28 protein-coding genes, 1 tRNA gene, 1 pseudogene and 2 riboswitches are annotated in these 25,759 nt (G+C 70.5%); of the genes and pseudogenes, 20 read left to right on the top strand and 10 right to left on the bottom strand.

Annotated elements, in window-relative coordinates; genetic code table 11:
• Window positions 1–58: 58 nt before the first annotated feature.
• The gene (locus ACFY7E_RS08240; protein ID WP_389482043.1) at window positions 59–781 is read left to right on the top strand and encodes an RDD family protein; all 723 of its coding nucleotides are present in this window, start codon (window positions 59–61) and stop codon (window positions 779–781) included.
• Window positions 782–799: 18 nt separating this feature from the next.
• Here ACFY7E_RS08240 and ACFY7E_RS08235 read toward each other — a convergent pair whose 3' ends face one another.
• Window positions 800–1,078 carry a hypothetical protein gene (locus ACFY7E_RS08235; protein WP_383433570.1) on the bottom strand — a complete coding sequence of 93 codons (279 nt, stop codon included), beginning with the start codon at window positions 1,076–1,078 and terminating at the stop codon, window positions 800–802.
• Window positions 1,079–1,403: 325 nt separating this feature from the next.
• Here ACFY7E_RS08235 and ACFY7E_RS08230 point away from each other — a divergent pair, with 325 nt between their 5' ends.
• Both ACFY7E_RS08230 and ACFY7E_RS08225 read left to right on the top strand, forming a co-directional pair.
• Window positions 1,404–3,851: an immune inhibitor A domain-containing protein gene (locus tag ACFY7E_RS08230; protein WP_389482041.1), complete on the top strand. Its 2,448-nt coding sequence runs from the start codon at window positions 1,404–1,406 to the stop codon at window positions 3,849–3,851.
• Between the two features lie 120 nt (window positions 3,852–3,971).
• Window positions 3,972–4,283 carry a hypothetical protein gene (locus tag ACFY7E_RS08225; RefSeq protein ID WP_030210065.1) on the top strand — a complete coding sequence of 104 codons (312 nt, stop codon included), beginning with the start codon at window positions 3,972–3,974 and terminating at the stop codon, window positions 4,281–4,283.
• 6 nt (window positions 4,284–4,289) lie between these two features.
• Here the strand turns inward: ACFY7E_RS08225 and ACFY7E_RS08220 are convergent, their stop codons facing one another.
• Entirely contained in the window at window positions 4,290–4,886 is a 597-nt protein-coding gene (locus ACFY7E_RS08220; protein ID WP_389482038.1) for an isochorismatase family protein, read from the bottom strand.
• Between the two features lie 133 nt (window positions 4,887–5,019).
• Entirely contained in the window at window positions 5,020–6,348 is a 1,329-nt protein-coding gene (locus ACFY7E_RS08215; RefSeq protein ID WP_389482036.1) for a nicotinate phosphoribosyltransferase, read from the bottom strand.
• A 148-nt stretch (window positions 6,349–6,496) separates the two neighbouring features.
• On the opposite strand from ACFY7E_RS08215, the gene clpS reads away from it, so the two are divergent.
• From clpS to ACFY7E_RS08165, 10 genes are all read left to right on the top strand, one after another.
• The gene (clpS, locus tag ACFY7E_RS08210; RefSeq protein WP_383433558.1) at window positions 6,497–6,811 is read left to right on the top strand and encodes an ATP-dependent Clp protease adapter ClpS; all 315 of its coding nucleotides are present in this window, start codon (window positions 6,497–6,499) and stop codon (window positions 6,809–6,811) included.
• Complete coding sequence (locus ACFY7E_RS08205) at window positions 6,811–7,398, top strand: DUF2017 domain-containing protein (protein WP_389482032.1); 588 nt, start codon at window positions 6,811–6,813, stop codon at window positions 7,396–7,398. The genes clpS and ACFY7E_RS08205 overlap by 1 nt, the downstream gene beginning before the upstream one ends.
• A gap of 318 nt (window positions 7,399–7,716) precedes the next feature.
• Entirely contained in the window at window positions 7,717–9,144 is a 1,428-nt protein-coding gene (locus ACFY7E_RS08200; protein WP_389482030.1) for an amino acid permease, read from the top strand.
• A 76-nt stretch (window positions 9,145–9,220) separates the two neighbouring features.
• A complete protein-coding gene (locus ACFY7E_RS08195) occupies window positions 9,221–9,649 on the top strand; it encodes a Mov34/MPN/PAD-1 family protein (protein WP_389482027.1) in 429 nt (142 codons plus the stop codon).
• 31 nt (window positions 9,650–9,680) lie between these two features.
• Window positions 9,681–9,754: riboswitch (cobalamin riboswitch) on the top strand.
• 59 nt (window positions 9,755–9,813) lie between these two features.
• The gene (locus ACFY7E_RS08190) at window positions 9,814–10,794 is read left to right on the top strand and encodes an ABC transporter substrate-binding protein (RefSeq protein WP_389482025.1); all 981 of its coding nucleotides are present in this window, start codon (window positions 9,814–9,816) and stop codon (window positions 10,792–10,794) included.
• A complete protein-coding gene (locus ACFY7E_RS08185; protein ID WP_389482022.1) occupies window positions 10,791–11,945 on the top strand; it encodes a FecCD family ABC transporter permease in 1,155 nt (384 codons plus the stop codon). Before ACFY7E_RS08190 ends, ACFY7E_RS08185 begins: the two co-directional genes overlap by 4 nt.
• The gene (locus tag ACFY7E_RS08180; protein WP_389482020.1) at window positions 11,942–12,727 is read left to right on the top strand and encodes an ABC transporter ATP-binding protein; all 786 of its coding nucleotides are present in this window, start codon (window positions 11,942–11,944) and stop codon (window positions 12,725–12,727) included. The genes ACFY7E_RS08185 and ACFY7E_RS08180 overlap by 4 nt, the downstream gene beginning before the upstream one ends.
• A 44-nt stretch (window positions 12,728–12,771) precedes the next feature.
• The gene (locus ACFY7E_RS08175) at window positions 12,772–12,969 is read left to right on the top strand and encodes a hypothetical protein (protein ID WP_383433539.1); all 198 of its coding nucleotides are present in this window, start codon (window positions 12,772–12,774) and stop codon (window positions 12,967–12,969) included.
• Between the two features lie 103 nt (window positions 12,970–13,072).
• Complete coding sequence (locus ACFY7E_RS08170) at window positions 13,073–13,351, top strand: MoaD/ThiS family protein (protein WP_125661526.1); 279 nt, start codon at window positions 13,073–13,075, stop codon at window positions 13,349–13,351.
• A 5-nt stretch (window positions 13,352–13,356) separates the two neighbouring features.
• On the top strand, window positions 13,357–14,307 hold the full coding sequence (locus ACFY7E_RS08165) for a PLP-dependent cysteine synthase family protein (protein ID WP_383433536.1): 951 nt from the start codon (window positions 13,357–13,359) through the stop codon (window positions 14,305–14,307).
• 10 nt (window positions 14,308–14,317) lie between these two features.
• On the opposite strand, the pseudogene ACFY7E_RS08160 reads toward ACFY7E_RS08165, so the two are convergent.
• Window positions 14,318–14,801 (bottom strand): annotated as a pseudogene (locus tag ACFY7E_RS08160) (type II toxin-antitoxin system PemK/MazF family toxin).
• Between the two features lie 200 nt (window positions 14,802–15,001).
• On the opposite strand from ACFY7E_RS08160, the gene ACFY7E_RS08155 reads away from it, so the two are divergent.
• Window positions 15,002–15,754: an MBL fold metallo-hydrolase gene (locus ACFY7E_RS08155; protein WP_389482017.1), complete on the top strand. Its 753-nt coding sequence runs from the start codon at window positions 15,002–15,004 to the stop codon at window positions 15,752–15,754.
• A 62-nt stretch (window positions 15,755–15,816) separates the two neighbouring features.
• Here the strand turns inward: ACFY7E_RS08155 and ACFY7E_RS08150 are convergent, their stop codons facing one another.
• On the bottom strand, window positions 15,817–17,082 hold the full coding sequence (locus ACFY7E_RS08150) for a PTS transporter subunit EIIC (RefSeq protein ID WP_389482015.1): 1,266 nt from the start codon (window positions 17,080–17,082) through the stop codon (window positions 15,817–15,819).
• A gap of 269 nt (window positions 17,083–17,351) precedes the next feature.
• The gene (locus ACFY7E_RS08145) at window positions 17,352–18,656 is read right to left on the bottom strand and encodes a PTS transporter subunit EIIC (RefSeq protein ID WP_389482013.1); all 1,305 of its coding nucleotides are present in this window, start codon (window positions 18,654–18,656) and stop codon (window positions 17,352–17,354) included.
• A gap of 235 nt (window positions 18,657–18,891) precedes the next feature.
• Between ACFY7E_RS08145 and ACFY7E_RS08140 the strand changes: the two genes are divergently transcribed.
• The 4 genes from ACFY7E_RS08140 to rdgB all read left to right on the top strand — a co-directional run bounded on the left by ACFY7E_RS08140 (window position 18,892) and on the right by rdgB (window position 21,048).
• On the top strand, window positions 18,892–19,125 hold the full coding sequence (locus ACFY7E_RS08140) for a glucose PTS transporter subunit EIIB (RefSeq protein ID WP_030210103.1): 234 nt from the start codon (window positions 18,892–18,894) through the stop codon (window positions 19,123–19,125).
• A gap of 89 nt (window positions 19,126–19,214) precedes the next feature.
• The gene (rph, locus tag ACFY7E_RS08135) at window positions 19,215–19,946 is read left to right on the top strand and encodes a ribonuclease PH (RefSeq protein WP_389482009.1); all 732 of its coding nucleotides are present in this window, start codon (window positions 19,215–19,217) and stop codon (window positions 19,944–19,946) included.
• A gap of 95 nt (window positions 19,947–20,041) precedes the next feature.
• A complete protein-coding gene (locus ACFY7E_RS08130) occupies window positions 20,042–20,422 on the top strand; it encodes a hypothetical protein (protein WP_389482007.1) in 381 nt (126 codons plus the stop codon).
• Between the two features lie 23 nt (window positions 20,423–20,445).
• The gene (gene rdgB / locus ACFY7E_RS08125) at window positions 20,446–21,048 is read left to right on the top strand and encodes an RdgB/HAM1 family non-canonical purine NTP pyrophosphatase (RefSeq protein WP_389482004.1); all 603 of its coding nucleotides are present in this window, start codon (window positions 20,446–20,448) and stop codon (window positions 21,046–21,048) included.
• A gap of 46 nt (window positions 21,049–21,094) precedes the next feature.
• Here rdgB and ACFY7E_RS08120 read toward each other — a convergent pair.
• The 4 genes from ACFY7E_RS08120 to bcp form a co-directional block, all read right to left on the bottom strand.
• Window positions 21,095–21,170: transfer RNA gene (locus tag ACFY7E_RS08120), tRNA-Leu, on the bottom strand.
• 680 nt (window positions 21,171–21,850) lie between these two features.
• Window positions 21,851–22,501: an HNH endonuclease signature motif containing protein gene (locus ACFY7E_RS08115; protein ID WP_389482002.1), complete on the bottom strand. Its 651-nt coding sequence runs from the start codon at window positions 22,499–22,501 to the stop codon at window positions 21,851–21,853.
• Between the two features lie 126 nt (window positions 22,502–22,627).
• Window positions 22,628–24,124 (bottom strand): glycine betaine/L-proline transporter ProP, encoded by a 1,497-nt coding sequence (proP, locus tag ACFY7E_RS08110; RefSeq protein WP_389482000.1) that lies wholly within the window; start codon window positions 24,122–24,124, stop codon window positions 22,628–22,630.
• A 113-nt stretch (window positions 24,125–24,237) separates the two neighbouring features.
• A complete protein-coding gene (gene bcp, locus ACFY7E_RS08105; protein WP_376231388.1) occupies window positions 24,238–24,711 on the bottom strand; it encodes a thioredoxin-dependent thiol peroxidase in 474 nt (157 codons plus the stop codon).
• A gap of 141 nt (window positions 24,712–24,852) precedes the next feature.
• Here bcp and ACFY7E_RS08100 point away from each other — a divergent pair, with 141 nt between their 5' ends.
• Both ACFY7E_RS08100 and ACFY7E_RS08095 read left to right on the top strand, forming a co-directional pair.
• Window positions 24,853–25,173 carry a DUF3618 domain-containing protein gene (locus ACFY7E_RS08100; protein ID WP_389481998.1) on the top strand — a complete coding sequence of 107 codons (321 nt, stop codon included), beginning with the start codon at window positions 24,853–24,855 and terminating at the stop codon, window positions 25,171–25,173.
• A gap of 92 nt (window positions 25,174–25,265) precedes the next feature.
• The gene (locus tag ACFY7E_RS08095; protein WP_030210124.1) at window positions 25,266–25,604 is read left to right on the top strand and encodes a co-chaperone GroES; all 339 of its coding nucleotides are present in this window, start codon (window positions 25,266–25,268) and stop codon (window positions 25,602–25,604) included.
• A 65-nt stretch (window positions 25,605–25,669) separates the two neighbouring features.
• Window positions 25,670–25,744: riboswitch (guanidine-III (ykkC-III) riboswitch) on the top strand.
• Window positions 25,745–25,759 lie beyond the last annotated feature (15 nt).

Here is a 25,759-nt window from a genome sequence, read left to right as displayed (position 1 = left end):
TCCCCCGAACGGGCGGTGATTCCTTGCGGGGGCGTCCCGCCCGGGATGCACTGCCCCCATGAGCACCGACCAGCCGCCGCCCGGTCCGCCGCCCGACGAGGACCCGTTCCGCAAGGGGCCCCAGGAGCCCCCGCCGCCCGCCGGCGGCCAGCCGCCTCCCGGTGGCCCGCCCCCGGGCGGCCCGCCTCCCGGGAACCCGTACGGCTCCCCGTACGGCGGCGGGGGCGGCTCCCCGTACGACAACGCGCCCCCGCCCCCGTACGGAGGCGGCTACGGCGGTGGTTACGGCGGGACCGATCCGCTCGCCGGGATGCCGCCGCTCGCCGACTCGGGGCGGCGCATCCTCGCCCGGCTCATCGACTGGGTGATCGTCGCGGTGCCGCTCCTGATCATCGGCATCCCGTTCAAGATCTACGACCGGGTGACGGCCGACGACGACTTCGGCGACGCGGTCAGCAGCTTCAACGGCGGGGGCCAGCTGGTCTTCCAGCTCATCACGATCGTCGCGTACGTCGCCTACGACACGGTCCTGACGGCCAGGAACGGCCGGACCCTCGGCAAGAAGCTCATGAAGCTGCGGGTCGCGATGCTCAACGACGGCTCGACGCCCCCGATGAGCCAGTCGCTGCTGCGCGCCGTCGTGCTGTGGCTGCCCGCGCTGATCTGCTGCGCCTGCCTGTGGCCGCTGCTCCTGCTGATCCTGATCCTGGTCGACAAGCCGTACAAGCAGGGTCTGCACGACAAGGCGGCGAAGACGGTGGTGGTCTCCGTCCCGCAGTAGGACCCCGCACCACCGGCGTCACGAACCGGTCCGGGTCCCGGCCCTCCCGCCCACGCGCGCGGCCGGCACCCGGACCGCTTCGTCCCCGGAGGCGGAAGGAGTCGGCACCGGGGTCTTGACGGACCCCGTCCGCACCGGCATCGTCACCGCCACGAGGACGCCGAGCAGCAGTCCGACGGCACAGGCCGCGGCGATGCCGGGGGTCGTCGTCGTGCCGGAGAGCAGCAGCAGGCCGACGGTCGCGAGGACGACGGTGGCCGAACCACAGGTGAGCTGTGCGGCGTTCGGACGCTGCATGACGAGTACCCGCCCCTCAAGACAACGGTTCGACTCTACGACGGTCGATGCCCGCACGGAACGAGGGGTAAGCGCGGTCTCCGCCGCCGTCGGTGCACAAGGGGCGCACGGGGTCATGTGATCGTCAAAAATCCTTCACGACGCGCCCACCGGCCGTCCGATTACCGGAAATCCGCTCCCGCATAGTGCAGTTGGTGTGCGCAAGTCAAGGTCTGTCTTTTCCGGCCTCACTCCGGTCGAATGTCGTCACTTGTGACGCGCGACCCGCTGGACGGACACCCCACCTTCGGTCCGTCGGGGCGGGCGCCGGGGAGGACTACATCAAGTGACCAACAGACGACGGGCGATCAGAACGTCCGCAGTCGTCGTGGCGCTCGCGGCCACCGCCGCCACCGCCTCGACGTTCACCACCGCGTGGGCCGGCAACGACGGCAACGTCACGCCGGCCGACGTCCGCCACGACCCGGCGCCCGGCGCGCCCGGCGTCGGCATCGACAAGACGGCGGTCGACCACGACCTCGAGGGCCCCTTCAGCGAGCAGCAGGAGCAGCAGCGCAAGGCCGCCCTGGAGCAGGTGCTGAGCGGCAAGAAGAAGGTCGAGCGCCGCGGTGGCTCCCAGGTCGTCAAGCTCGACAGCAAGAAGTACGTCGAGCTGGGCCGCGAGAAGACCGACAAGATCTTCACGATCCTCGTCGAGTTCGGCGACAAGGTGGACAACACCACCCTGGTCGACCGCGCGGACGACGACACGACCGACCCGAAGCCGAAGTACGGCGGCACGCCCGGCCCGCTGCACAACCAGATAGCCAAGCCGAACCGCAAGAACGACAACTCCACGGCCTGGCAGGCGGACTACGACCAGGAGCACTTCCAGGACCTGTACTTCGGGACCGGCAAGGACGCCAAGGGCCAGCCCAAGCACTCGCTGAAGACCTACTACGAGAAGACCTCCTCCGGCCGCTACTCGGTCGACGGCGGAGTCTCCGACTGGGTCAAGGTCGAGTACAACGAGGCCCGTTACGGCTCGAACTACTGCGGCAACAGCAACTGCGCCAACGTCTGGGACGCCGTCCGCGACGGTGTCACCGCGTGGACCGCCGACCAGAAGGCCAAGGGCCGCACCGACGCCCAGATCAAGGCCGACCTGGCGCAGTACGACCAGTGGGACCGGTACGACTTCGACGGCGACGGCAACTTCAACGAGGCCGACGGCTACATCGACCACTTCCAGATCGTCCACGCGGGCGAGGACGAGTCGGCGGGCGGCGGCGTCCAGAAGAGCGACGCCCTGTGGGCCCACCGCTGGTACGCGTACGGCACCAACGCCGGCAAGACCGGCCCGGCGAACAACAAGGCCGGCGGCACGCAGATCGGCGACTCCGGCATCTGGGTCGGCGACTACACGATGCAGCCGGAGAACGGCGGCCTCGGCGTCTTCGCGCACGAGTACGGCCACGACCTCGGTCTGCCGGACCTGTACGACACCTCGGGCCTCAAGGGCGCCGAGAACTCGACCGGCTTCTGGTCGCTCATGTCCTCCGGCTCCTGGCTCGGCCGCGGCAAGGACGCCATCGGCGACCTGCCCGGCGACATGAACGCCTGGGACAAGCTCCAGCTCGGCTGGCTGAACTACACCAAGGTCGCCGACGAGGCCCGCAAGTGGAACTCCACCCACAAGCTGGGCGTCGCCGAGTACAACACCAAGAACCCGCAGGCGCTCGTCGTCGAGCTGCCGAAGAAGCAGGTCACCACCGAGATCGTCGCGCCCGCCGAGGGCAACACGCAGTGGTGGAGCGGCATGGGTGACGACCTCAAGAACACCCTGACCCGCTCGGTCGACCTCACCGGCAGGACGTCCGCCTCCCTGGAGCTCCAGGGCTGGTACGACATTGAGCTCGACTACGACTACCTGTACGCCGAGGTCTCGACCGACGGCGGTTCCAACTGGACCGCCCTGGACGGCACCGCCGACGGCAAGCAGATCCCGCGCGACGCCAGCGGCGCCCCGGCGCTGACCGACGTCTCCGGCGGCCACAAGAAGCTGGTCTACGACCTGAACGCGTACGCGGGCAAGAAGTTCGACCTCCGCTTCCGCTACCAGACGGACGGCGGCGCGGGCGGCAAGGGCTTCACCGCCGACGCCATCACCGTGACCGCCGACGGTGCCGCCGTCCTCTCCGACAACGTCGAGAACGGTGACAACGGCTGGGCCGCCAAGGGCTTCTCCCGCGTCGGCAAGGGCTTCACCAAGGCGTACGAGCAGTACTACATCGCCGAGAACCGCCAGTACGTCTCGTACGACACGACCCTGAAGGTCGGCCCGTACAACTTCGGGTTCACCGGCGACAAGGCCACCTGGGTCGAGCACTACCCGTACCAGAACGGTCTGCTCGTCTGGAAGTGGGACCTCTCCCAGAAGGACAACAACACCGCGGTCCACCCGGGCCAGGGTCTGATCCTTCCGGTCGACGCCCACCCGACCCCGCTGAAGTGGAAGAACGGCACCCTGATGCGCAACCGCGTCCAGGCGTACGACTCCACCTTCGGCACCTACAAGACCGACGCCCTGCAGCTCCACAACGCGGACGTCGCGACCTTCGTGCCGTCGCTCAAGGGCAACCCGGTCTTCGACGACCGGAAGGGCACCTACTGGTACAAGGAGACCGAGCGCGCCGGTGTCCAGGTAACTGACACCAACACCAAGATCGAGGTCGTCAAGGAGCCGAAGAACGGCGAGACGATCACGGTCCGCGTGGGTCCGTCCACGAAGTAATCGGTAAAACCGCAGGTCAAAGCATGATCGGCCGTCGCCCTCTAGCGGGCGGCGGCCGATCGTGTTTAGGTGCGTCTGACGCTTTTCCTATTGACACCGACCACGGGGGAGTGGTTCCGCATGCCCAACGGAGGGTTCTGCAAGCTGCCGGGAGGCAGCGTGGTCGTGGCCATAGGGCTGCCCAGCCCGGCCGGCGACGGCGCCACGGTCCGCTTCCTGGTCCACGCGGCGAACCGGGCCCGCGCCCTGACCCGGCTGCGGAACCTGGGACTGCGCGCGGTCTACCTCCGGGGGAACACCGAGCCGCCCACGCCGGACGAGGTCACCGCCGTCCTGCACCACCCCGACGGCCTGCTGTGGAAGTCCACCCCGGGCGCCGCCCAGGAGCTCTGGCACCCGGCCCGCTCCCTGCCCCGGGGCCGCGCCGCCTGAAGGGCCTCAGACCACCGGCTTGCCGGTCAGCTCCACGCACGCCGCCCGCAGCTCCTCCAGGGCCCGCTCCGTCGTCGCCTCCGCCACGCCCGCCGTCAGGTCGAGCAGCACATGGGTGCGGAAGCCCTCCCGGGCCGCGTCCAGGGCCGTCGCCCGGACGCAGTGGTCGGTGGCGATGCCCACCACGTCGACCTCGGTGACCTCCCGCTCGCGCAGCCACTCCGCCAGCGTCAGGCCGTTCTCGTCGCGCCCCTCGAACCCGCTGTACGCGGCGTCGTAGGCGCCCTTGTCGAAGACGGCGTCGATCGCCCCGCTGGCGACGGCGGGCGCGAAGTTGGGGTGGAAGCCGACGCCCTCCGTGCCCGCCACGCAGTGCACGGGCCAGGAGGTGACGTAGTCCGGCTCCTCGCCGGGCGCGGCGAAGTGCGACCCCGGGTCCACGTGGTGGTCGCGGGTGGCCACGACGTGCCGGTAGGAGGTGCCCGCCGTCTGGCCGACCAGGTCGGTGATGGCGGCGGCGACGTCCGCCCCGCCCCTCACCGCGAGGCTGCCGCCCTCGCAGAAGTCGTTCTGAACGTCCACAACGATCAATGCGCGGTGCATGGCGGGTGTCCTTCGGGGGTCGGAGGGGTGGGATCGAGCCTAGAGACTTCCCCTCCCGCGCGGGAGGGGGCGCCCCGGGCCACTACGGCGGCTACGCCGTCCTGTGTAGGCGTACGGGCCGGACGCGCGGGCGTCAGACGTACTCGGTCGGCAGCACCGGCTCGCCGCGCGACAGCTGGACCGCCGACATCGGCAGCCCGGCGCGGGCCGCGATGTGCCGGGACCTCGCGGCCTCCAGCGGCTCGCGTCCCACCACCTGCCCGCCCTCGACCAGTCGAACCAGGAGCTGCCGGTCGGCGAGCTCCGGCGGGACGGGTCCGAGGCCCACGACCTCCGCCTCGGCGACACCGGTCGCGTCGGTCCTGCGGGCCGCCCACTTGCGCCCGCCGATCGAGGCCTTGCCGCCCACGGACTTCTTGGCCACCGGCACCAGGGGCGCCTTCGGATCGGCCGACGCGGCCCGCGCGACCAGCTTGTAGACCATGGAGCAGGTCGGGTGGCCGCTGCCGGTGACCAGCTGCGTGCCCACCCCGTACGCGTCGACCGGGGCCGCCGCGAGGGAGGCGATGGCGTACTCGTCCAGGTCCGAGGTGACGACGATCCGCGTGTTCCGGGCGCCCAGCTCGTCCAGCTGCGCCCGCACCCGGTGGGCGACGAGCAGCAGGTCCCCGGAGTCGATCCGGACGGCCCCCAGCTCGGGACCGGCCACCTCGACGGCGGTCCGGACGGCCTCGGCCACGTCGTAGGTGTCGACCAGCAGGGTCGTACCGCGCCCCAGGGTCTCCACCTGGGCCCGGAAGGCGTCCTTCTCGCTGTCGTGGAGCAGGGTGAAGGCGTGGGCGGAGGTGCCGACGGTCGGGATGCCGTAGCGGAAGCCGGCCGCCAGGTCCGAGGTGGAGTCGAAGCCGCCGACGTAGGCGGCACGGGAGGCGGCGACGGCCGCCAGCTCGTGGGTGCGCCGGGCGCCCATCTCGATCAGGCCCCGCCCGCCGGCGACGGCCGACATCCGGGAGGCGGCGGCCGCGATGGCCGAGTCGTGGTTGAGGATCGACAGGATCACGGTCTCCAGGAGCACGCACTCCGCGAAGGAGCCCTCGACCCGCAGGAGCGGGGAGCCGGGGAAGTACACCTCGCCCTCGGGGTATCCCCAGACGTCCCCGGAGAAGCGGTAGCGGGACAGCCACTCCAGGGTCGGCCCGTCGACGACGGAGCGCTCGCGCAGGAACTCCAGGACGGCCGGGTCGAAACGGAAGTTCTCGACGGCGTCCAGGACCCGCCCGACGCCCGCGAGGACGCCGTAGCGCCGCCCCTCGGGCAGCCTCCGGGTGAAGACCTCGAAGACGGAGCGCCGGTCGGCGGTCCCGGCGGCGAGGGCCGCCCGGAGCATGGTCAGCTCGTACTGATCGGTGAAGAGCGCGGTCGACGGCACGTCCACCGGCAGCCCAAGGTCCGCAGCGTTCATGCCGACGATGCTAGCGCAGAAATCGTCAGAGTGACGATTTCTAACTCCGCCGCCGCTCCGCCGCCGGTCCGCCGCCTGTCCCGCGCCGGTTCCGCGCCCGCCCCCGAGGCGCGACCCGTTTGTGCGAGGGACCCCCCGGGGTGGCAGCATGGGGGGAGTGAGCGTCGCGCCTATTGAGATCGAACGTACGGAATCGGCCGAGGAGGTCTCCGCGGTCGTCGAACCGGACGTGCCGTGGGTGACCCTCGTGCACAACGATCCGGTCAATCTGATGAGCTATGTGGAGTACGTCTTCCAGTCGTACTTCGGCTATTCCAAGGACAAGGCGCACAAGCTGATGCTCGACGTGCACCACAAGGGCCGCGCGGTGGTCTCCAGCGGCACCCGCGAGGAGATGGAGCGGGACGTGCAGGCGATGCACGGCTACGGCCTCTGGGCGACCCTCACCCAGGACCGCGGCTGATGGCCGGCCGCTTCGAGGCCCTGGCCGGCGGCGGCGCGGCCGTCGCCCTCGACGACGTCGAGATCTCCATCCTCCGCTCCCTGGCCGTGCAGCTCATGGAGCTGATCGGACCGGGCGACGAGCCCGCCGCCGACGCGGACCCGCTGGCCGCGCTCTTCGCCGAAGGGCCCAGCGAGCCCCCGTCCGACCCCGCCCTGCGGCGCCTCTTCCCCGACGCGTACGGGGACGACACCGAGGAACTGCGGTCGGCCGCCTCCGACTTCCGCCGCTACACCGAGAACGACCTGCGCACCCGCAAGCGCGAGGACGCCCTCGTGGTGGTGCGCGCCCTGGACTCCCTCTCCGCCGAGGCGGCCGGGGAGGGCGGCGCGGTCCTCAAGCTCACCGCGGACGGGTCCCGGGCCTGGCTCGGCGCGCTCAACGACCTCCGGCTGACCATCGGGACCCGCCTGGAGATCTCCGACGACGAGGAGAGCGAGCGGCTCTACCGGCTGCCGGACTCCGACCCGCGCAAGCCGATGGTCATGGCGTACCTCTGGCTGGGAGCCCTCCAGGAGTCCCTCGTGGAGGCCCTGCTGTCCTCCTGAGGTCCCCGCGACACGCCCTGTTCGCTCAGCGGACGCTCAAATCCGGATAACGAATGTGTTATCGGAGCGTCCGCTTTGCCGTGTTGTGCGTACGGCGTCCGTATTTTTATGTGACCCGCGCCACGCTCCACTCCCTCGATCACCGTCCCCACCGTGATAAATCTTCACGACCGCTCGGGGACGCCACCCCTGTCCCCGAGGGCGCTCCGACCGGCTGACCGCCGGTGGCACTCCATCCACATCCGGGGGGATCAGGATCTGGTCCGCGGCAGACGCACACGCAGTCGCGCGGATCAGCATGGAGAAAGGCGCACCACCATGACCTCTGTGCAGGTCGACAAGCAGCACGACGGCACCGACGGGGCCGTGGGCGGCGGCGAGGGCTACCAGCGTGGCCTCGGCGCCCGGCAGATCCAGATGATCGCGATCGGCGGTGCCATCGGCACCGGTCTCTTCCTCGGCGCGGGCAAGGCCATCCACAAGGCCGGACCCAGCCTCATCCTGGCCTACGCGATCGCGGGCCTGGTCATCTTCTTCATCATGCGCGCCCTGGGCGAGCTCCTCATGTACCGCCCGGTCTCCGGCTCCTTCTCGGAGTACGCCCGGGAGTTCGTCGGCCCCTTCGCCGGCTTCGTGACCGGCTGGACGTACTGGCTCTTCTGGGTCGTCACCGGAATCACCGAGGTCACCGCCGCGGCCACCTACATGACGTACTGGTGGGACATCCCGCAGTGGATCTCCGCCCTCGTCTTCACCGTGATCCTCTACGGCGCCAACCTGATCTCCGTGAAGCTCTTCGGCGAGCTGGAGTTCTGGTTCTCCATGGTCAAGGTCACGGCCATCATCGGCATGATCCTGATCTGCGCCGGCATCCTCACCGTCGGCTTCTCCGACGCCGGCGACACCGCCACGGTCGCCCACCTGTGGAACCAGGGCGGCTTCTTCCCCAACGGCGTCGGCAGCACCCTGATGACGCTCCAGATCGTGATGTTCGCCTTCCTCGCCGTCGAACTGGTCGGCGTCACCGCGGGCGAGTCCAAGGACCCGAAGACCGTCCTGCCCAAGGCCATCAACACCGTGCCGTGGCGCATCGCCGTCTTCTACGTCGGCGCCCTGATCATGATCCTGTCGGTCGTCCCGTGGACCGAGTTCCAGCCGGGCGTCTCCCCGTTCGTCGCCGCCTTCGAGAAGATGGGCCTCGGCGTCGGCGCCGCCATCGTCAACTTCGTGGTCCTCACCGCGGCCCTGTCGTCCTGCAACTCGGGCATGTACTCCACCGGCCGCATGCTGCGCGACCTCGCGCTCAACGGCCAGGGCCCGAAGGTCTTCACCAAGCTGACGAAGAGCGGCACCCCGCTGCTCGGCACCACCTTCTCCGCCGCGCTCATGCTGGTCGGCGTCTGGATCAACTACGTCGCCCCCGGCAAGGCCTTCGAGTACGTGGTCTCCTTCGCCACCATCTCCGGCATGTGGGCCTGGATCATGATCCTGGTCTGCCAGATCCGCTACCGCGCCAAGGCGAACCGCGGCGAACTCCCGCAGTCCGCCTTCAAGGCTCCGGGAGCCCCGTACACCAGCTGGTTCGCGCTCGCCTTCATCGTCATGGTCGTCGTGATGATGGGCATCGACGAGGGCGCCCGCGTCTCCCTCTACTGCGCGCCGGTCTGGGGTCTGCTCCTGGGCGTCGCCTACCTGGTCCTGAAGTCCCGCAACCCCGAGGGCGCGGCCTTCGCCAAGCGCTCCTGACCGGACCCGTCCCAGCATCCGGGCCCTTCCGTACCACTCCTCGGTACGGAAGGGCCCCTCTGCTTATCCTGTCGCCATGCTGACCATCACCCGGGCCCTGTACGACCAGATCGTGGAACACGCCCGCGCGGACCACCCGGACGAGGCCTGCGGCGTGGTCGCGGGCCCGGCCGGCAGCGGCCGCCCCGAGCGGTTCATTCCCATGCTCAACGCCGCCCGCTCGCCCACCTTCTACGAGTTCGACTCCGCGGACCTGCTCAAGCTCTACCGCGAGATGGACGACCGGGACGAGGAGCCCGTGATCGTCTACCACTCGCACACCGCGACCGAGGCCTACCCGTCCCGCACGGACATCACGTACGCCAACGAGCCGCACGCCCACTACGTCCTCGTCTCCACCGCCGACACCGACGGCTCCGGGCCCTTCCAGTTCCGCTCCTTCACCATCGTCGAGGGCGTCGTCACCGAGGAGGAGGTCGAGGTCGTCCACGCGTACGACGCCTGAGACACTGACCCGGAACCCGGGCGGCAGGACCCAGGAAGCCGGTGCGAATCCGGCACGGTCCCGCCACTGTGACCGGCGTCCTCGGGCGCCGGGAGCCAGGAACTGGCCTGCCGCCTCCCACCACCGAACGGGGACGTGGAAATCCCCGGAGGAGGCACACCGCCATGTCCTGGCCCCGCCGCGTCCTGCTGCCCGCAGCCGTCCTCGTCCCCCTGCTCGCCGGCTGCTCGCCCGCCCCCCGGGCCGCCGACGAGCCCGCGAAGGCCGCCCCCGGCTTCCCGTACACCGTCACCAACTGCGGTGTGGAGAACACCTTCCAGGCCCCGCCGAAGCGCGCGGTCACCATGAACCAGCACGTCACCGAGATCATGCTCGCCCTCGGCCTGGAGAAGTCCCTCGTCGGCACCGCCTACCTCGACGACGCGGTCCTGCCCGCCTACGAGAAGGCGTACGACTCCGTCCCCGTCCTCGCGAAGGAGTACCCCTCCAAGGAGGCCCTGCTCGCCGCGAACCCCGACTTCGTCTACGGCGGTTACTCCTCCGCCTTCGACGCCAAGGACGGCCGGGGCCGCGACGACCTGAAGGACGCGGGCATGGCCACCCGCCTCAACACCGAGTACTGCCCCTCCGGCAGTACCTCCGTCGACGACCTCTACCGGGAGGTGACCGAGGTCGGCCGCACCTTCGGCGTCCCCGGCCGCGCCGAGAAGTGGATCGCCGGCGCCCGTGCCACCGTCGCCGCCAACGAGAAGCGCCTCAAGGGCGTCGCGCCCGTCTCCGTCTTCGTCTACGACAGCGGCGACAAGACCGCCTTCACCGCCGGCGGCAAGGGCATCGGCAACGAACTGATCACCCGCGCCGGCGGCCGGAACGTCTTCGCCGACCTCGACAAGGCCTTCGGCGACGCCACCTGGGAGCAGGTCGTCGCCCGCCGGCCCGAGGTCGTCGTCATCTACGACTACGGCTCCACCACCGTCGAGCAGAAGAAGAAGCGGCTCCTCGACGACCCCGCCCTCAGGGACGTGCCCGCGATCAAGAACCGCCGGTTCGCGGTGCTGCCCCTCTCCGACACCGTCCTCGGCGTCCGCGTCCCCGACGCCGTCGAGAAGCTGGCCGCCCAGCTCCACCCGGCCACCGCCCGATGAACACCGGGACCCGCGCCCCCGGCGACACGGACGACGGCGCCACGCGCGGCGCCACGCGGGGCGGCGACACGGACGACGGCACCGCCGGGAAGCGGCCCGGCCCCCCGGCGCGGGTCCCGCGCCCCCGGCCCCCCGCCGGGCGGCTGCCCTTCCCGGCCGTCGTCGCCGGGCTCCTGCTCGCCCTGGCCGCCGCCTGCCTCGCCTCCCTCGCCCTCGGCTCCGTCCGCGTCCCGCCCGGTCAGGTCCTCGACGCCCTGACCGGGCGGGCCGGCCCCTCCCCGTACCGGACGATCGTCCTCGACGTACGGCTGCCCCGGGTCCTGCTCGGCGTCGTCGTCGGCGCCGGGCTCGCCGTCGTCGGCGCCGTCCTCCAGGCCCTCGTCCGCAACCGGCTCGCCGACCCCTTCCTCCTCGGGATCTCCTCCGGCGCCTCCGCCGGAGCCGTCCTCGTCCTCGTCGTCGGCGTCGGGGGAGGGATCACCACCACCCTCGCCCTGCCCGCCGGGGCCTTCGCCGGCGCCCTGGTCGCCCTCGTCCTCGTCTACGGACTCGCCCGGCGCGGCGGCACCATGACCGGCCCCCGGCTCGTCCTCGCCGGCGTCGCCGTCTCCTACATCCTGTCCGCCCTCACCACCCTGATCCTGGCCGCCGCCGGGCGCCCCGAGCACTTCCGCGAGGCGCTCTACTGGTCCCTCGGCGGCCTCGGCAGCGCCCGCTGGGACACCCTCGTCCTGCCCGCCGCCGTCCTGACCCTCGGCCTCGGCGTCCTGCTCGCCCTCGCCCGCCCGCTCGACCTGCTCCTCGTCGGCGAGGAGGACGCCACCGTCCTCGGCCTCGACACCGCCCGCTTCCGCGCCGCCGTCTTCGTCCTCGTCTCCCTCGTCACCGCCGTCATGGTCGCCGCGAGCGGAGCCGTCGGCTTCATCGGCCTCATGGCCCCGCACGCCGCCCGCCTCGCCGTCGGCGCCCCGCACCGCCGCCTCCTGCCCGTCGCCGCGCTCGGCGGCGCCGTCGCCCTGGTCCTCGCCGACCTCGGCGCCCGGACCGTCACCGCGCCCCAGGACCTCCCCGTCGGCGTCCTCACCGCCCTCATCGGCGGCCCGTTCTTCCTCTGGCTGATGCGCCGCCGTCCCGAAGGAGCGCCCCTGTGACCGAACTGCGCCTGGAGGGACTCGCGTACGAGGACCGCCTCCGCTCCGTCGACCTCACCGTCCGCCCCGGCGAGACCGTCGGCCTCATCGGCCCCAACGGCAGCGGCAAGACCACCCTCCTGCGCTGTGTCTACGGCACCCTCGCCCCCACCGCCGGACGCGCCCTCCTCGACGGCGACGACCTGCGCGCCCTCGGCCCCAGGGCCCGCGCCCGCCGCGTCGCCACCGTCCCCCAGGACACCGGCACCGACTTCGAGCTCACCGTCCGCGAACTGGTCGCCCTCGGCCGCTCCCCGCACAAGCGCTTCTGGGAGGGCGACACCGCCCCCGACCGCGAGCACGCCGACGCCGCCCTCGCCCGCGTCGGCCTCACCGGCTTCGCCGACCGCCCCTACCCCACCCTCTCCGGCGGCGAGCGCCAGCGCGCCCTGGTCGCCCGCGCCCTCGTCCAGGACCCGGCCCTGCTCGTCCTCGACGAGCCCACCAACCACCTGGACATCCGCCACCAGCTCGACGTCCTCGCCCTCGTCCGCACGCTCGGCACCACCAACCTGCTCGCCCTGCACGACCTCAACCTGGCGGGGGCGTACTGCGACCGGATCTACGTCCTGGAGCGCGGCCGGGTCGTCACCGGCGGCACCCCCGCCGAGGTCCTCACCCCGGACCTCCTCGACGCCGTCTACGGCGTGGACGCCGAGGTCGTCCCGCACCCCAGGACCGGCGCTCCGACCGTCGTCTACCTGCACCGTCCGGCAGGCGGTCAGGAAGCATCCATCATGTGAGATCACATTCCGGAACCCGGACCGGGAATCGATACGATGAGCCCATGGTTTCCCACGACGTGAGCGAAGAGACTCCGGGCACGACCCTGCTCGCTGCATTCGCTGGCGCTCACTCCGCCTCCGCTCTCTTCATGGGAGCCTTCGGAGGCGGAGCGGCACGCCTGCACGTCGACCTGGGCCGCCTCGCCAGCGCGATCTGTACGAGCGGAACACCGACGCGCCCGGCCCGCGCCGCGCTCTGAAGCGACCGGCGGCGACCGGCCGGGCGCCCCTCACCGTACGACCCCCTCCGCGCGGGGCCCCAGCAGCGCGCCCATCACGCCACTTCCGACAGGAGCCCACGCCATGGCCATCGAGGTCCGCATCCCGACCATCCTCCGCACCTACACCGACGGCGCCAAGGCCGTCGAGGGCAACGGTGGGACCCTCGCCGAGCTCTTCGCCGACCTGGAGACCCGCCACACCGGGATCGAGGCCCGCATCGTCGACGGCGACAAGCTCCGCCGTTTCGTCAACGTCTACCTGAACGACGAGGACGTCCGCTTCCTCGACGGCATCGACACCAAGCTCTCCGACGGCGACAGCGTCACGATCCTGCCGGCCGTCGCCGGCGGCATGGTCTGATCCACATGCGTTACGACTCCCCGCTGGCGGCGGTCGGCAACACGCCCCTGGTCCGCCTCCCCCGGCTCTCGCCCTCGGACGACGTCCGCATCTGGGCGAAGCTGGAGGACCGCAACCCCACCGGCTCGGTCAAGGACCGCCCCGCGCTCCACATGATCGAGCAGGCGGAGAAGGACGGCCGGCTCACCCCCGGCTGCACCATCCTGGAGCCGACCAGCGGCAACACCGGCATCTCCCTCGCCATGGCCGCCAAGCTCAAGGGCTACCGCATCGTCTGCGTCATGCCCGAGAACACCAGCGAGGAGCGGCGCCAGCTGCTGACCATGTGGGGCGCGGAGATCGTCCCGTCCCCCGCGGCGGGCGGCTCCAACACGGCCGTCCGCGTCGCCAAGGAACTCGCCGCCGAGAACCCGTCCTGGGTGATGCTCTACCAGTACGGCAACCCGGACAACGCCGGCGCCCACTACGCCGGCACGGGCCCCGAGATCCTCGCCGACCTGCCCTCGATCACCCACTTCGTGGCCGGGCTCGGCACCACCGGCACCCTCATGGGCGTCGGCCGCTACCTGCGCGAACACAAGCCCGACGTCAAGATCGTCGCCGCCGAGCCGCGCTACGACGACCTCGTCTACGGCCTGCGCAACCTCGACGAGGGCTTCGTACCGGAGCTGTACGACGCCTCCGTCCTCACCACCCGCTTCTCCGTCGGCTCCGCCGACGCGGTCACCCGCACCCGCGAACTCCTCCAACAGGAGGGCATCTTCGCGGGCGTCTCCACCGGCGCGGCCCTGCACGCGGCCATCGGCGTCGGCAACAAGGCCGTCAAGGCGGGGGAGAGCGCCGACATCGCCTTCGTCGTCGCCGACGGCGGCTGGAAGTACCTGTCGACCGGCCTCTACACGGCCGCGACGACCGAAGAGGCCATCGAGACGGTCCAGGGCCAGCTCTGGGCCTGACCCGCTCCGGTCAGCGCGCGAGATGACGGACCCGGTCCCACAGGGCCGGGTCCACCTCTCCCACCCTCCGCCGGAAGTCCGCCACCGGCACGTTCCGCAGCTCGTCCGTCTCCAGGAAGCTCGCCCGCCCCCGCGCGTCGCCCACCGTCCCCGGCGGCAGCGCGATCACCCCGGGCCGCTCCTCGTGGTGCCTGCTGGTGATCTTGGCGACGAGCGCGCCGCTCCCGCGCACCGCGAGCACCAGACAGGGCCGGTCCTTCGACCCGGGCCCGTCCTCGAAGGGCACGTCCGCCCACCAGATCTCCCCGGCCTTCGGACCCCCGGCCGGCCTTCCCCGGCGCGGACGGCTCCGCGGGCCGGGCCGGCGGCCGGGTCCGCCCCGGGGGACGGCGGGAGGAGGGGCGGCGCGGCGACCGCTTCCGCCCGTCGACGAGCGCCACCACGAGCGCGAGCACCACGACCCCGACCAGTGCGGGCCACCACGACGTGTCCATACCGCACGACGGTACCGGCGCGCGGTTCCCTCCGCCGTGGCGGGGCGGCATCCATCCGAACCGGTGACAGAGCCCGTGAGTTCGCCCACAACCGGCCACCGCGAAGGAGCGACGGGCCCCCGTGCGCCTTACGCTCGACAGACCGCACAGCCTCCCCTCCCCTGCGTATTCCCGCACCCGTCCACGGAGGTTCACGCTCCATGAAGCTCACCGTCGTCGGCTGCTCCGGGTCGTTCCCGTCCGCGGACTCGGCCTGTTCGAGCTACCTCGTCGAGGCCGACGGCTTCCGGCTGCTCCTCGACATGGGCAACGGCGCCCTGGGCGAGTTGCAGCGCCACATCGGTCTGTACGACCTCGACGCGATCTTCCTCAGCCATCTGCACGCCGACCACTGCATCGACATGTGCGGGTACTTCGTCGCCCGCTACTACCGGCACGAGGGCGGGCGCTGCGACGCGATCCCCGTCTTCGCCCCGGAGGGCGCCGAACAGCGCCTGACCACGGCGTACGCGGACACCCCGTCGCCCACCGCGATGGGCGAGGTCTTCGACTTCCACACCCTGAAGTCGGGCGTCTTCGAACTCGGCCCGTTCTCCGTCCGCACGGAGAAGGTGTGCCATCCGGTCGAGGCGTACGGCATCCGGGTCGAGCACGGCGGCCGCTCGCTCACGTACTCCGGGGACACCGGCACCTGCGAGGCGCTGCACGAGCTCGCCGAGGGCACCGACCTCTTCCTCTGCGAGGCCTCCTTCACCCACGGCAAGGAGGACGTCCCCGACCTCCACCTCAACGGCCGCGAGGCCGGCGCCCAGGCGGCCCGCGCCGGGGTGGGCCGCCTCGTCCTCACCCACATCCCGCCGTGGACGGACGCCGAACGGAACCTGGCGGACGCGCGCGAGGTGTACACGGGGCCGTCGGAGCTGGCGCGGTCGGGCGCGGTGTACGAGGTCTGAACACGGGCGAAGGGCCCCGGAACCGTACGGTTCCGGGGCCCTTCGGCGTCGTGGGGCGGGACTCACGCCTTGGTGAGGTCCTCGACCTCCTCCTCGGGCTCGCGGCCCGGGGTGGGGAGGTTGAACTTGGTGATCGCGAAGCGGAAGAGCACGTAGTAGATCGCCGCGAAGACGAGACCGATCGGGATGATCAGCCAGGGCTTGGTCGCGAGGTTCCAGTTCAGGCCGTAGTCGATGAGGCCGGCGGAGAAGGTGAAGCCCGCGTGGACGCCGAGCGCCCAGGTCACGGCCATGGATATGGCGGTGAGGATCGCGTGGATCACGTACAGGAGCGGCGCGATGAACATGAAGGTGAACTCGATCGGCTCCGTGATGCCGGTGACGAAGGAGGTCAGGGCGAGCGAGAGCATCATGCCCATGACGGCCTTGCGGCGCTCCGGGCGGGCGGAGTGCGCGATGGCGAGGGCGGCGGCCGGGAGGCCGAACATCATGATCGGGAAGAAGCCCGACATGAAGATTCCGGCGCTCGGGTCACCGGCGAAGAAGCGGTTCAGGTCGCCGTGGACGACGTCGCCGGCCGCGTTGGTGAAGTCGCCGATCTGGAACCAGGAGACGGTGTTCACGAACTGGTGCATGCCGACCGGGATCAGCGCGCGGTTGATGAGGCCGAAGAGACCGGCGCCGACCGAGCCAAGGCCGGTCATCCACTCGCCGAAGCTGGAGATGCCGTTGCCGATGGGCTCCCAGATCAGGCCGAAGACCACGCCGACGAGGGTGCCGACGAAGGCCATGATGATCGGGACGAGGCGGCGGCCGTTGAAGAAGCCGAGCCAGTCGACCAGCTTGGTCCGGTGGAACCTCTGCCACAGGACGGCGGAGATCAGACCCATGATGATGCCGCCGAGGACACCGGGGTTGTTGTAGGTCGCGGCGACGTCGACACCCTTGTTGGCGGTGGTGTTGACGACGGCCTCGGTGACCGGGAACGCCTTGAGGACGTTGCTGTAGACCAGGAAGCCGACGAGGGCGGCGAGGGCGGTGGAGCCGTCGGCCTTCTTGGCGAAGCCGATGGCGACGCCGATGCAGAACAGCAGGGGCAGGTTCGAGAAGACGGCGTCGCCGGCGGTGGCGAAGACCTTCGCGACCTTGTCCCAGCCGAGGCCGTCCTTGCCGAAGACGTCGTCCTGGCCGAGGCGGAGCAAGATACCCGCGGCCGGCAGTACGGCGATCGGCAGCTGCAGGCTGCGACCGACCTTCTGCAGGCCCTGGAACAGGCCGGATCCGCGCTTCTTCGCGGGAGCGGCGGCCTGGGCGGTGGCCGTACTCATCAACTTCCTCCAGTAAGGCAAGGCGCCGCCGGAGGACAGGGAAAAGGGGGTGTCGGCGGCATCTCGTGGAACGCGGTGGTCTGGACCGCGTGGTCTACACCAATGAGTGGTGTAGACCAGTTTTAGCACGCGCGACTTAGATAAGGAACCTGTGAATTCTCACCCGCCCGGACACGCTCCGTAGCGGGCACGGAAAGGCCCCCGGACCACGGGGTCCGGGGGCCTGGAACGGGCCTCGCCGCGAGCGGTGCGACGGTGCTACCGACGGCTCACTTCACGTTGTCCCGCTCCATCTCCTCCTCCACCTCCTCCGGCTCGCGGCCGGGCGTCGGGAGATTGAACCTGGTGATCGCGAACCGGAAGACCACGTAGTACACGACCGCGAAGGCCAGACCGATCGGGATGATCAGCCACGGCTTCGTCGCGAGGTTCCAGTTGATCACGTAGTCGATCAGACCGGCCGAGAAGCTGAAGCCGTCCTTCACCCCGAGCGCCCAGGTCACCGCCATCGAGACGCCCGTGAGCACCGCGTGGATCGCGTAGAGGACCGGGGCGATGAAGAGGAACGAGTACTCCAGCGGCTCCGTGATGCCGGTGACGAACGAGGTCAGCGCCACCGACAGCATCAGACCGCCGACCTCCTTGCGCCGGTGCGGCCTGGCGCAGTGCGTGATCGCCAGCGCCGCGGCCGGCAACGCGAACATCATGATCGGGAAGAAGCCCGTCAGGAACTGACCGGCGTTCGGATCGCCCGCCAGGAACATGGGGATGTCACCGTGGACCACCGTGCCGTCCGGCTTCGTGTACGTGCCGAACTGGAACCAGATCGGCACGTTGAGGAACTGGTGCAGCCCGATGACCAGCAGCGCCCGGTTCGCCACACCGAAGACGCCCGAACCCCACGCCCCGAGCCCGACCAGCCAGTCGCTGAAGCTCTCCAGGGCGTCGCCGATCGGCGGCCAGATCCACAGGCAGAGCGCGGCGAACACGATCCCCACGAGCGTCATGATGATCGGGACGAGACGGCGTCCGTTGAAGAACCCCAGCCAGTCGACCAGCTTCGTCCGGTGGAAGCGCTGCCACAGGTACGCCGTGAGCAGACCCATGACGATGCCGCCGAAGACGCCGGGATTCTGGTACGTGTACCCGGCGAAGGCGTCGTCCGCTCCGAGGCAGCCGCCGGTGATGTCCCGCGTGCCCGCGGGGCAGTCCTTCGGGAACTGGCGCAGCACCGTGTAGTAGACGAGGAAACCGACCACGGCCGCCAGCGCCGTCGACCCGTCCGCCTTCTTCGCCATGCCGATGGCGACGCCGATGCAGAACAGCAGCGGCAGACCGAGGCTCCCGTCGAGCAGCGCGCCGCCCGCGCCCGCCATCACCTTGGCGACGTTGTCCCAGCCGAGCCCGTCGGCGCCGAAGACGTCCGGCTGCCCGAGCCGGTTGATGATGCCGGCCGCCGGCAGCACGGCGATGGGGAGCTGGAGGCTGCGGCCCATCTTCTGGAGGCCCTGGAAGAGACCGCTGCCCCGGGACTTCTTCGGCGCGGCCGCGGCGGCGGCGCTGTCGCTACTCATGGGCGTCCTCCCTGCCCGGAACAAGCCGGGTGCGCGTCTCGTTGCACGGTGGTGTAGACCAGTTGCGATAGGCTCCGGGAACCCGCTGAGGACAGGCCGCCGGTGATCGTCATCATTCGACAGAACGGCGGCACTCGCTCGCGAAGCTGGTCCAACCGTGGGTTACCGTGTCAAAGCGGACCGCAGGTGCGCCGGGATTCGCGTCCTCGCGAACGGAACGGACAGGGAGAGACACATGGCCACCAAGGCTGAGAAGATCGTCGCCGGGCTCGGCGGCATCGAGAACATCGAAGAGGTCGAAGGCTGCATCACCCGCCTGCGCACCGAGGTCGTGGACCCCGCCCTCGTCGACGAGGCCGCCCTGAAGGCCGCCGGCGCCCACGGCGTCGTGAAGATGGGCACCGCCATCCAGGTCGTCATCGGCACCGACGCGGACCCGATCGCCGCGGACATCGAGGACATGATGTGAGGACCCGGTGCGAGTGACCGACTCGCATCGACAGGGGCCCGTTCCGGCAGGGGAACGGGCCCCTCGCCGTCTCCCGATACGCTCCTCCCATGTCTCGCATCGACGGCCGTACCCCCGAACAGCTCCGCCCCGTCACCATCGAACGCGGATGGAGCAAGCACGCCGAGGGCTCCGTCCTCATCTCCTTCGGCGACACCAAGGTCTTCTGCACCGCCTCCGTCACCGAGGGCGTCCCGCGCTGGCGCAAGGGCAGCGGCGAAGGCTGGGTCACCGGGGAGTACTCCATGCTCCCCCGCTCCACCAACACCCGCGGCGACCGCGAGTCCGTCCGCGGCAGGATCGGCGGCCGCACCCACGAGATCTCCCGCCTCATCGGACGCTCCCTGCGCGCCGTCATCGACTACAAGGCCCTCGGCGAGAACACGATCGTCCTCGACTGCGACGTCCTCCAGGCCGACGGCGGCACCCGCACCGCCGCCATCACCGGCGCGTACGTCGCCCTCGCCGACGCCGTCGCCTGGGCCCAGGGCAAGAAGCTCGTGAAGGCCGGCCGCAAGCCCCTCACCGGCACCGTCGCCGCCGTCTCCGTCGGCATCGTCGACGGCGTCCCCCTCCTCGACCTCTGCTACGAGGAGGACGTCCGCGCCGACACCGACATGAACGTCGTCTGCACCGGCGACGGCCGCTTCGTCGAGGTCCAGGGCACCGCCGAGGCCGAGCCCTTCGACCGCAAGGAGCTCAACGCCCTCCTCGACCTGGCCTCCGGCGGCTGCGCCGACCTGGCCGAGATCCAGCGCGAGGCCCTCGAAGGAACCCTCTGAGGAACCCCGCGGGGCGCCACGGCGTCCTGACGGACGACGGGCGCACGGACGACAAGACCGTGCGCCCACCCGTCCCACCCAGGGGAGGACCCACCTTGAAGCGCCGCCTCGCACTCGCCGTGGCCACGGCCGCCACGCTCACCACCGTCCTGAGCGGCTGCTCGGCCCTCGACACCGCCATGGACTGCGTCAGGACCGCCGACGCGATAGCCACCTCCGTGGGCAACCTCCAGCAGGCCGTCTCCAACGCCTCGAACGACCCGACGCAGATAGAGGAGGCCCTGACCTCCATCACCACCGAGTTGAACAACCTCGAGAACACGACCGACAACGCGGACCTCTCCAAGGCCGTCGACGACCTCACCAAGGGCGTCGAGTCCGTCCGCACGGCGGTGCGGAACGGCGACACCACCCCGGACATCGCGCCGATCACGGACGCGGCGGGCGAGGTCACGAAGGTCTGCACGCCGGGCTGACCGGGCCCGGGATAATCGACGGCATGACCCGTCTGATCCTCGCCACCCGCAACGCGGGCAAGATCACCGAACTCCACGCGATCCTCGCCGACGCGGGCCTCGACCTCGAACTCGTCGGCGCGGACGCGTACCCGGAGGTGCCCGACGTCAAGGAGACCGGCGTCACCTTCGCGGAGAACGCCCTCCTCAAGGCCCACGCCCTCGCCCGGGCCACCGGCCTGCCCGCCGTCGCCGACGACTCGGGCCTCTGCGTCGACGTCCTCAACGGCGCCCCCGGCATCTTCTCCGCCCGCTGGTCCGGCACCCACGGCGACGACCGCGCCAACCTGGACCTCCTCCTGGCCCAGCTCTCCGACATCGCCGACGAACACCGGGGCGCCTACTTCGCCTGCGCCGCCGCCCTCGCCCTCCCGGACGGCACGGAACGCGTCGTGGAAGGCACCATGCCGGGCACCCTCCGCCACACCCCGGCCGGCACCAACGGCTTCGGCTACGACCCGATCCTCCAGCCGGAGGGCCACGACGTCACCTGCGCGGAACTGACCCCGGCGGAGAAGAACGCGATCAGCCATCGGGGCAAGGCGTTCCGGGCACTGGCGCCGGTGGTGCGGGAGCTGTTGGGCTGAGCACAGCGCAAGGGCGCGGCACCCTATGGGTGACGCGCCCTTGAGGTGGGCCCGGTGGGACTCGAACCCACGACACACCGGACCTAAACCGGCGCCCTCTTGGCCAGCTGGGGTACGGACCCAGACGCCGACTACTTTACTGCCCCGCCGAAGGAGGGGCGGCGCCTCCCCCCTCGACACCATGTGTCGGTGGCCGCGTGGCAGTTGGGGCACAAGAGCCGCAGGTTCTCACGCCTGTCATCGCTCCAGTCCCCATTGACGTGATCGATCTCCAGGGTTATCGGTCTCCCGAGCCATTCGGGCCCGGTACCGCATTCAGCGCACTCCTCGGCCACCCCCACCTCATGGAGCGCTCGTCGGAGGAGGCGGGTCTTGGTTCTGCGTTTCCCGTCGTGCCTGACCAGAATCTCTGCGGCGGACTTGACAGGGCCGGTCTTGCCTCGCTGGTGTGCCTGCCCCAGGAAGTGGGTGGTGTCCAGACTGGCCTCAGCCGCCCACTGACGGAACAGTCCGCGCATCTGCCCGGTGTCCGGTCTGCCGAGGAGGCGTAGGGCGCCAGCGATGGAGAGTGAGTTCTCGACTGCGCTCCGTAGGTCCTCTACCGTTGGACGAGATGATGGTCCACCGCGTCGGCGGTGGGGAAAGTGCGATACGTCGATGCCGTAGTGGGCAAAGCGACTCCTCAAGTGACGAGGGAGGTTGGCGTAAGGCTTGCTGCCGAGGAAGGCGATGACCTCCTCGATGGTGGAGCAGCGAGCCGCTGCCTCGGTCAGTCGTTCGCGTGTGTACCGCGTACCGTTCGTCATCGGGCACGTCCCTTGCCCCGCCCCCGGTAGTCATCAGTCGTCGAGTGGCAGTTCGGGCAGAGCAGCCGCAGGTTCTCGATCCGGTTGTTCCGCCAGTTGCCATCGATATGGTCGACCTCCAACGGGAGAGGCAGTCCCAGCCACACGCCCTCGTTCTCGCATTCTGCGCACCGGTTCTCGACCCCGACCTCCAGCATCGTGTTCTTGAGGCGGTCGCTCCGTTGGCGTCGAGCGTATGGCGACTCGTCTTCGACCAATACTTCCGCAGGCGTTCGACGCCGCTGGTTGAATCGCATGCTCTCCGTGCGGACCGAGGACGTGAAGTGTGATGTGTCGACTCCGAACGCCCTCACACGACGGCTGATGTGCGTGTGCTGCCCGCCCACGACCTCCACCCCCAACCGCCGCAGCACCTCGCACATGTTCGTGGACGCCGCCACCGCCTCCTCCAGGACCTCCCGGGTCCACCGGGCGCCCTCCCGCTCGAAGTGGGACGTGTCCACGCCCAGCTTCCGCATGCGGTCGGCCACGTACCGCCGTGTCGAACTCCTCGGGTCCACCCCGAGCCGCTCCAGCGCCTCCGTCAGCGTCCGTGCTCCCCGCGCGGCCGACTCCAACCGCTCCCTCGTGTACGCGCTCGTCCCCACCCGGTCCCCTCCTTGTACGGATCCCGTACGGAGTAACGAGCCGAATATCGGACGGTCACGTCATAGCGCGCGCGAACGGCCCGCGCCGGAAGCAACCGGGGCGGGCCGTTCACGTGGGGAGAGGTGTCAGAACTTCGGTTCCGGGGCCCGGGACATCACCATCTCCGCCGCCTCCTCGTGGGTCTCCACCGACGGGGGCGAGCCCTCCAGGGGCTGTCGGGCCGTTTCCTTCATGCAGGCCACGGCGACGACGCCGACGAGGGCCGCGCCCATCGCGTAGTACGCGGGCATCAGGTTGCTGCCGGTCGCGCCGATCAGGGCCGTGATCACGAGGGGGGTCGTGCCGCCGAAGAGGGACGTGGAGAGGTTGTAGCCCACCGAGAGGGAGCCGTAGCGGACGTCCGTCGGGAAGAGGGCCGGGAGCGCCGACGACATGGTGGCGAGCATGCAGACGAGGGACAGGCCGAGCATCAGCATGCCCGCCGTGACCGCCGGGATCCCGCCCCGGCCGATCAGGAGGAACGCCGGGAGGGAGAGGAGGAGGAAGCCCAGCATGCCCGTCATCAGGACCGGCTTGCGGCCGAAGCGGTCGTTCAGCCTGCCCACCCGGGTGACGATCAGCATCAGCAGGACCATGACCAGGAGCAGGATCAGCAGGCCGTGCGTCTCGCTGTAGCCGAGTTCGTCCGAGAGGTACGTCGGCATGTAGGAGAGGACCATGTAGTCGGTGATGTTGTACGCGCCCACCAGCGCCACGCACAGCAGCAGCATCGGCCACTGCTCCCGGAAGATCTTCGCCAGGTCGCCCTTGGTCGTGGTCTCCACCGCGTCCGCCGCCTCCGACGGGTGCGCCGCGTCGGTCTCCAGACGCTGGAAGGCCGGCGTCTCGTCCAGCCGCATCCGCAGGTGGAGGCCGACCAGGCCCAGCGGCCCCGCCACCAGGAACGGCACCCGCCAGCCCCACGCCTCCATCGTGTCGGAGCCGAGCCACGCGGTGAGCGCCGTCACCAGGCCGGCCGCGCCGATGTACCCCGCCAGGGTGCCGACCTCCAGGAAGCTGCCGAAGTAGCCCCGGCGCCGGTCGGGCGCGTACTCGGCGATGAAGGTCGAGGCCCCGCCGTACTCACCGCCCGTCGAGAAGCCCTGGAGCATCCGGAAGGCGATCAGGAGCGCCGGCGCCCAGAAGCCGATGGAGGCGTACGACGGGATCAGGCCGATCGCGAAGGTGCCGACCGCCATCAGGATCATGGTCAGCGCGAGGACCTTCTTGCGGCCGAGGCGGTCGCCCATCGGGCCGAAGAACATGCCGCCGAGCGGGCGGACCAGGAAGGCGACCGCGAAGGTCGCGAAGGACGAGAGGAGCTGGACCGTGTCGTTCCCGGACGGGAAGAAGACGCGTCCGAGGGTGGCGGCGAGGTAGGCGTAGACGCCGAAGTCGAACCACTCCATGGCGTTGCCGAGCGAGGCCGCCTTCACGGCCCGCCTGACCGCCGCCTCGTCCGTCACGGTGATGTCGGTCCGCCGCAGTCTGGGCTGCTTGCGTCGGTCGGCCGCCCGGAAGAGCCGGGGGTGGCGTCTCAGCGCCCCGGGGTCGGCCGTGGGGTCGCGATCGGTGGCCGGCATGACCGTTCGTCCTCTCTCCGGGAAACACGCACAAGAGGCTCTTCTGCACGGTCATGCCGTTCGCAAACGGGAATCGTCCGGAAGTGCGATCCCCGTCACACCGTGGAGGGGTGTCAGGCCTCGACGCCCAGGTCCCGGATGATCTTGGCGACGTGGCCGGTGGCCTTCACGTTGTAGAGGGCGCGCTCGACCCTGCCCTCCTCGTCGACGACCACGGTGGAGCGGATCACGCCCGTCACCGTCTTGCCGTACAGCTTCTTCTCGCCGAAGGCGCCGTACGCCTCCAGGACCTTCTTCTCCGGGTCGCCGACCAGGGTGACCTTCAGGTCCTCCTTCTCGCGGAACTTCGCCAGCTTCTCCGGCTTGTCCGGCGACACGCCGATGACGTCGTACCCGGCGCCCGCGAGCAGTTCCAGGTTGTCGGTGAAGTCGCAGGCCTGCTTGGTGCAGCCGGGGGTGAGGGCGGCGGGGTAGAAGTAGACGATGACCTTGCGGCCCCGGTGGTCCGCGAGGGAGACCTCGTTGCCGTCCGCGTCGGGCAGGGTGAAGGCGGGGGCGGTGTCGCCGGGCTGCAGTCGCTCGCTCATGGCTCTCCTCGGGAAACGTTCGCGTACGCGTGCAGAGCCTAATGGGGGTCTGGAGCGACCCTTCGGCGGCGGAACTGACAGACTGTCCACCAACGACCGGATCACGACGATCACGGCGATCACGACTACGGAGGCAGTGCGGTGTCGGACGCCAGGACCCCTGCGCAGATCGAGGCGGACATCGTCCGCCGGCGCGAGAAGCTCGCCGTCACTCTCGACGAGATCGGCATTCGAGTGCACCCGAAGACGATCATCGGGGACGCGAAGGCGAAGGTGACCTCGACGGTCGACCAGACCGCCGGCCGCGCCTTCGTCGCCGTCAACCGGGTCGTCTCGGACGTGAAGGCCCACCTGACCCACGCGGACGGCGCGCCGCGCCTGGAGCGCGTGGTGCCGGCGGCGCTCGCGGTCGTCGCGGTCGTGGGGCTGATCGCCTTCGCCGGCCGCAAGGGCAAGGGGTGACGGTTCCGGGCGCCGCCGGTGCCGCTTCCGGCGCAACCGGTGAGTGCGGCTCCCGTGCACGGGCGACACGCCCGGACGGGTAGGTTCACCCCGTGAGCGAGAACACCCACGACAAGCTGCCCATCCGGATGCTCCACGACCGGGTCCTGGTCCGTACCGACTCCCCGGAGGGGGAGCGGCGCTCCGGGGGCGGCATCCTGATCCCGGCGACCGCCGCCGTCGGCCGTCGCCTCGCCTGGGCCGAGGTGGTCGCGATCGGCCAGAACGTGCGCACGGTCGAGACCGGCGACCGGGTCCTGTACGACCCCGAGGACCGTGCCGAGGTCGAGGTGCGGGGCGTCGCGTACGTGCTGATGCGCGAGCGCGACCTGCACGCGGTGGCGGCGGACCGGTTCCAGGGGACGTCCGACTCGACCGGGCTCTATCTGTAGGCCGCGGGCTCCATCCGCAGGCGAGTGAACCCCGTGAGGCCCCGGTGACCATGGTCACCGGGGCCTCCGCCCTTTCTTTGCTAGCCTGGAAGGACCCCGACGAGACGCGCCGTACCGGGTCCACGACAAGACGACGCACCCCTGTTGTTCCGTCT

It is taken from the genome of Streptomyces sp. NPDC012825 (assembly GCF_042900925.1).
Lineage (GTDB): Bacteria > Actinomycetota > Actinomycetes > Streptomycetales > Streptomycetaceae > Streptomyces.
This window is presented reverse-complemented; position numbering and strand designations above follow the sequence as displayed.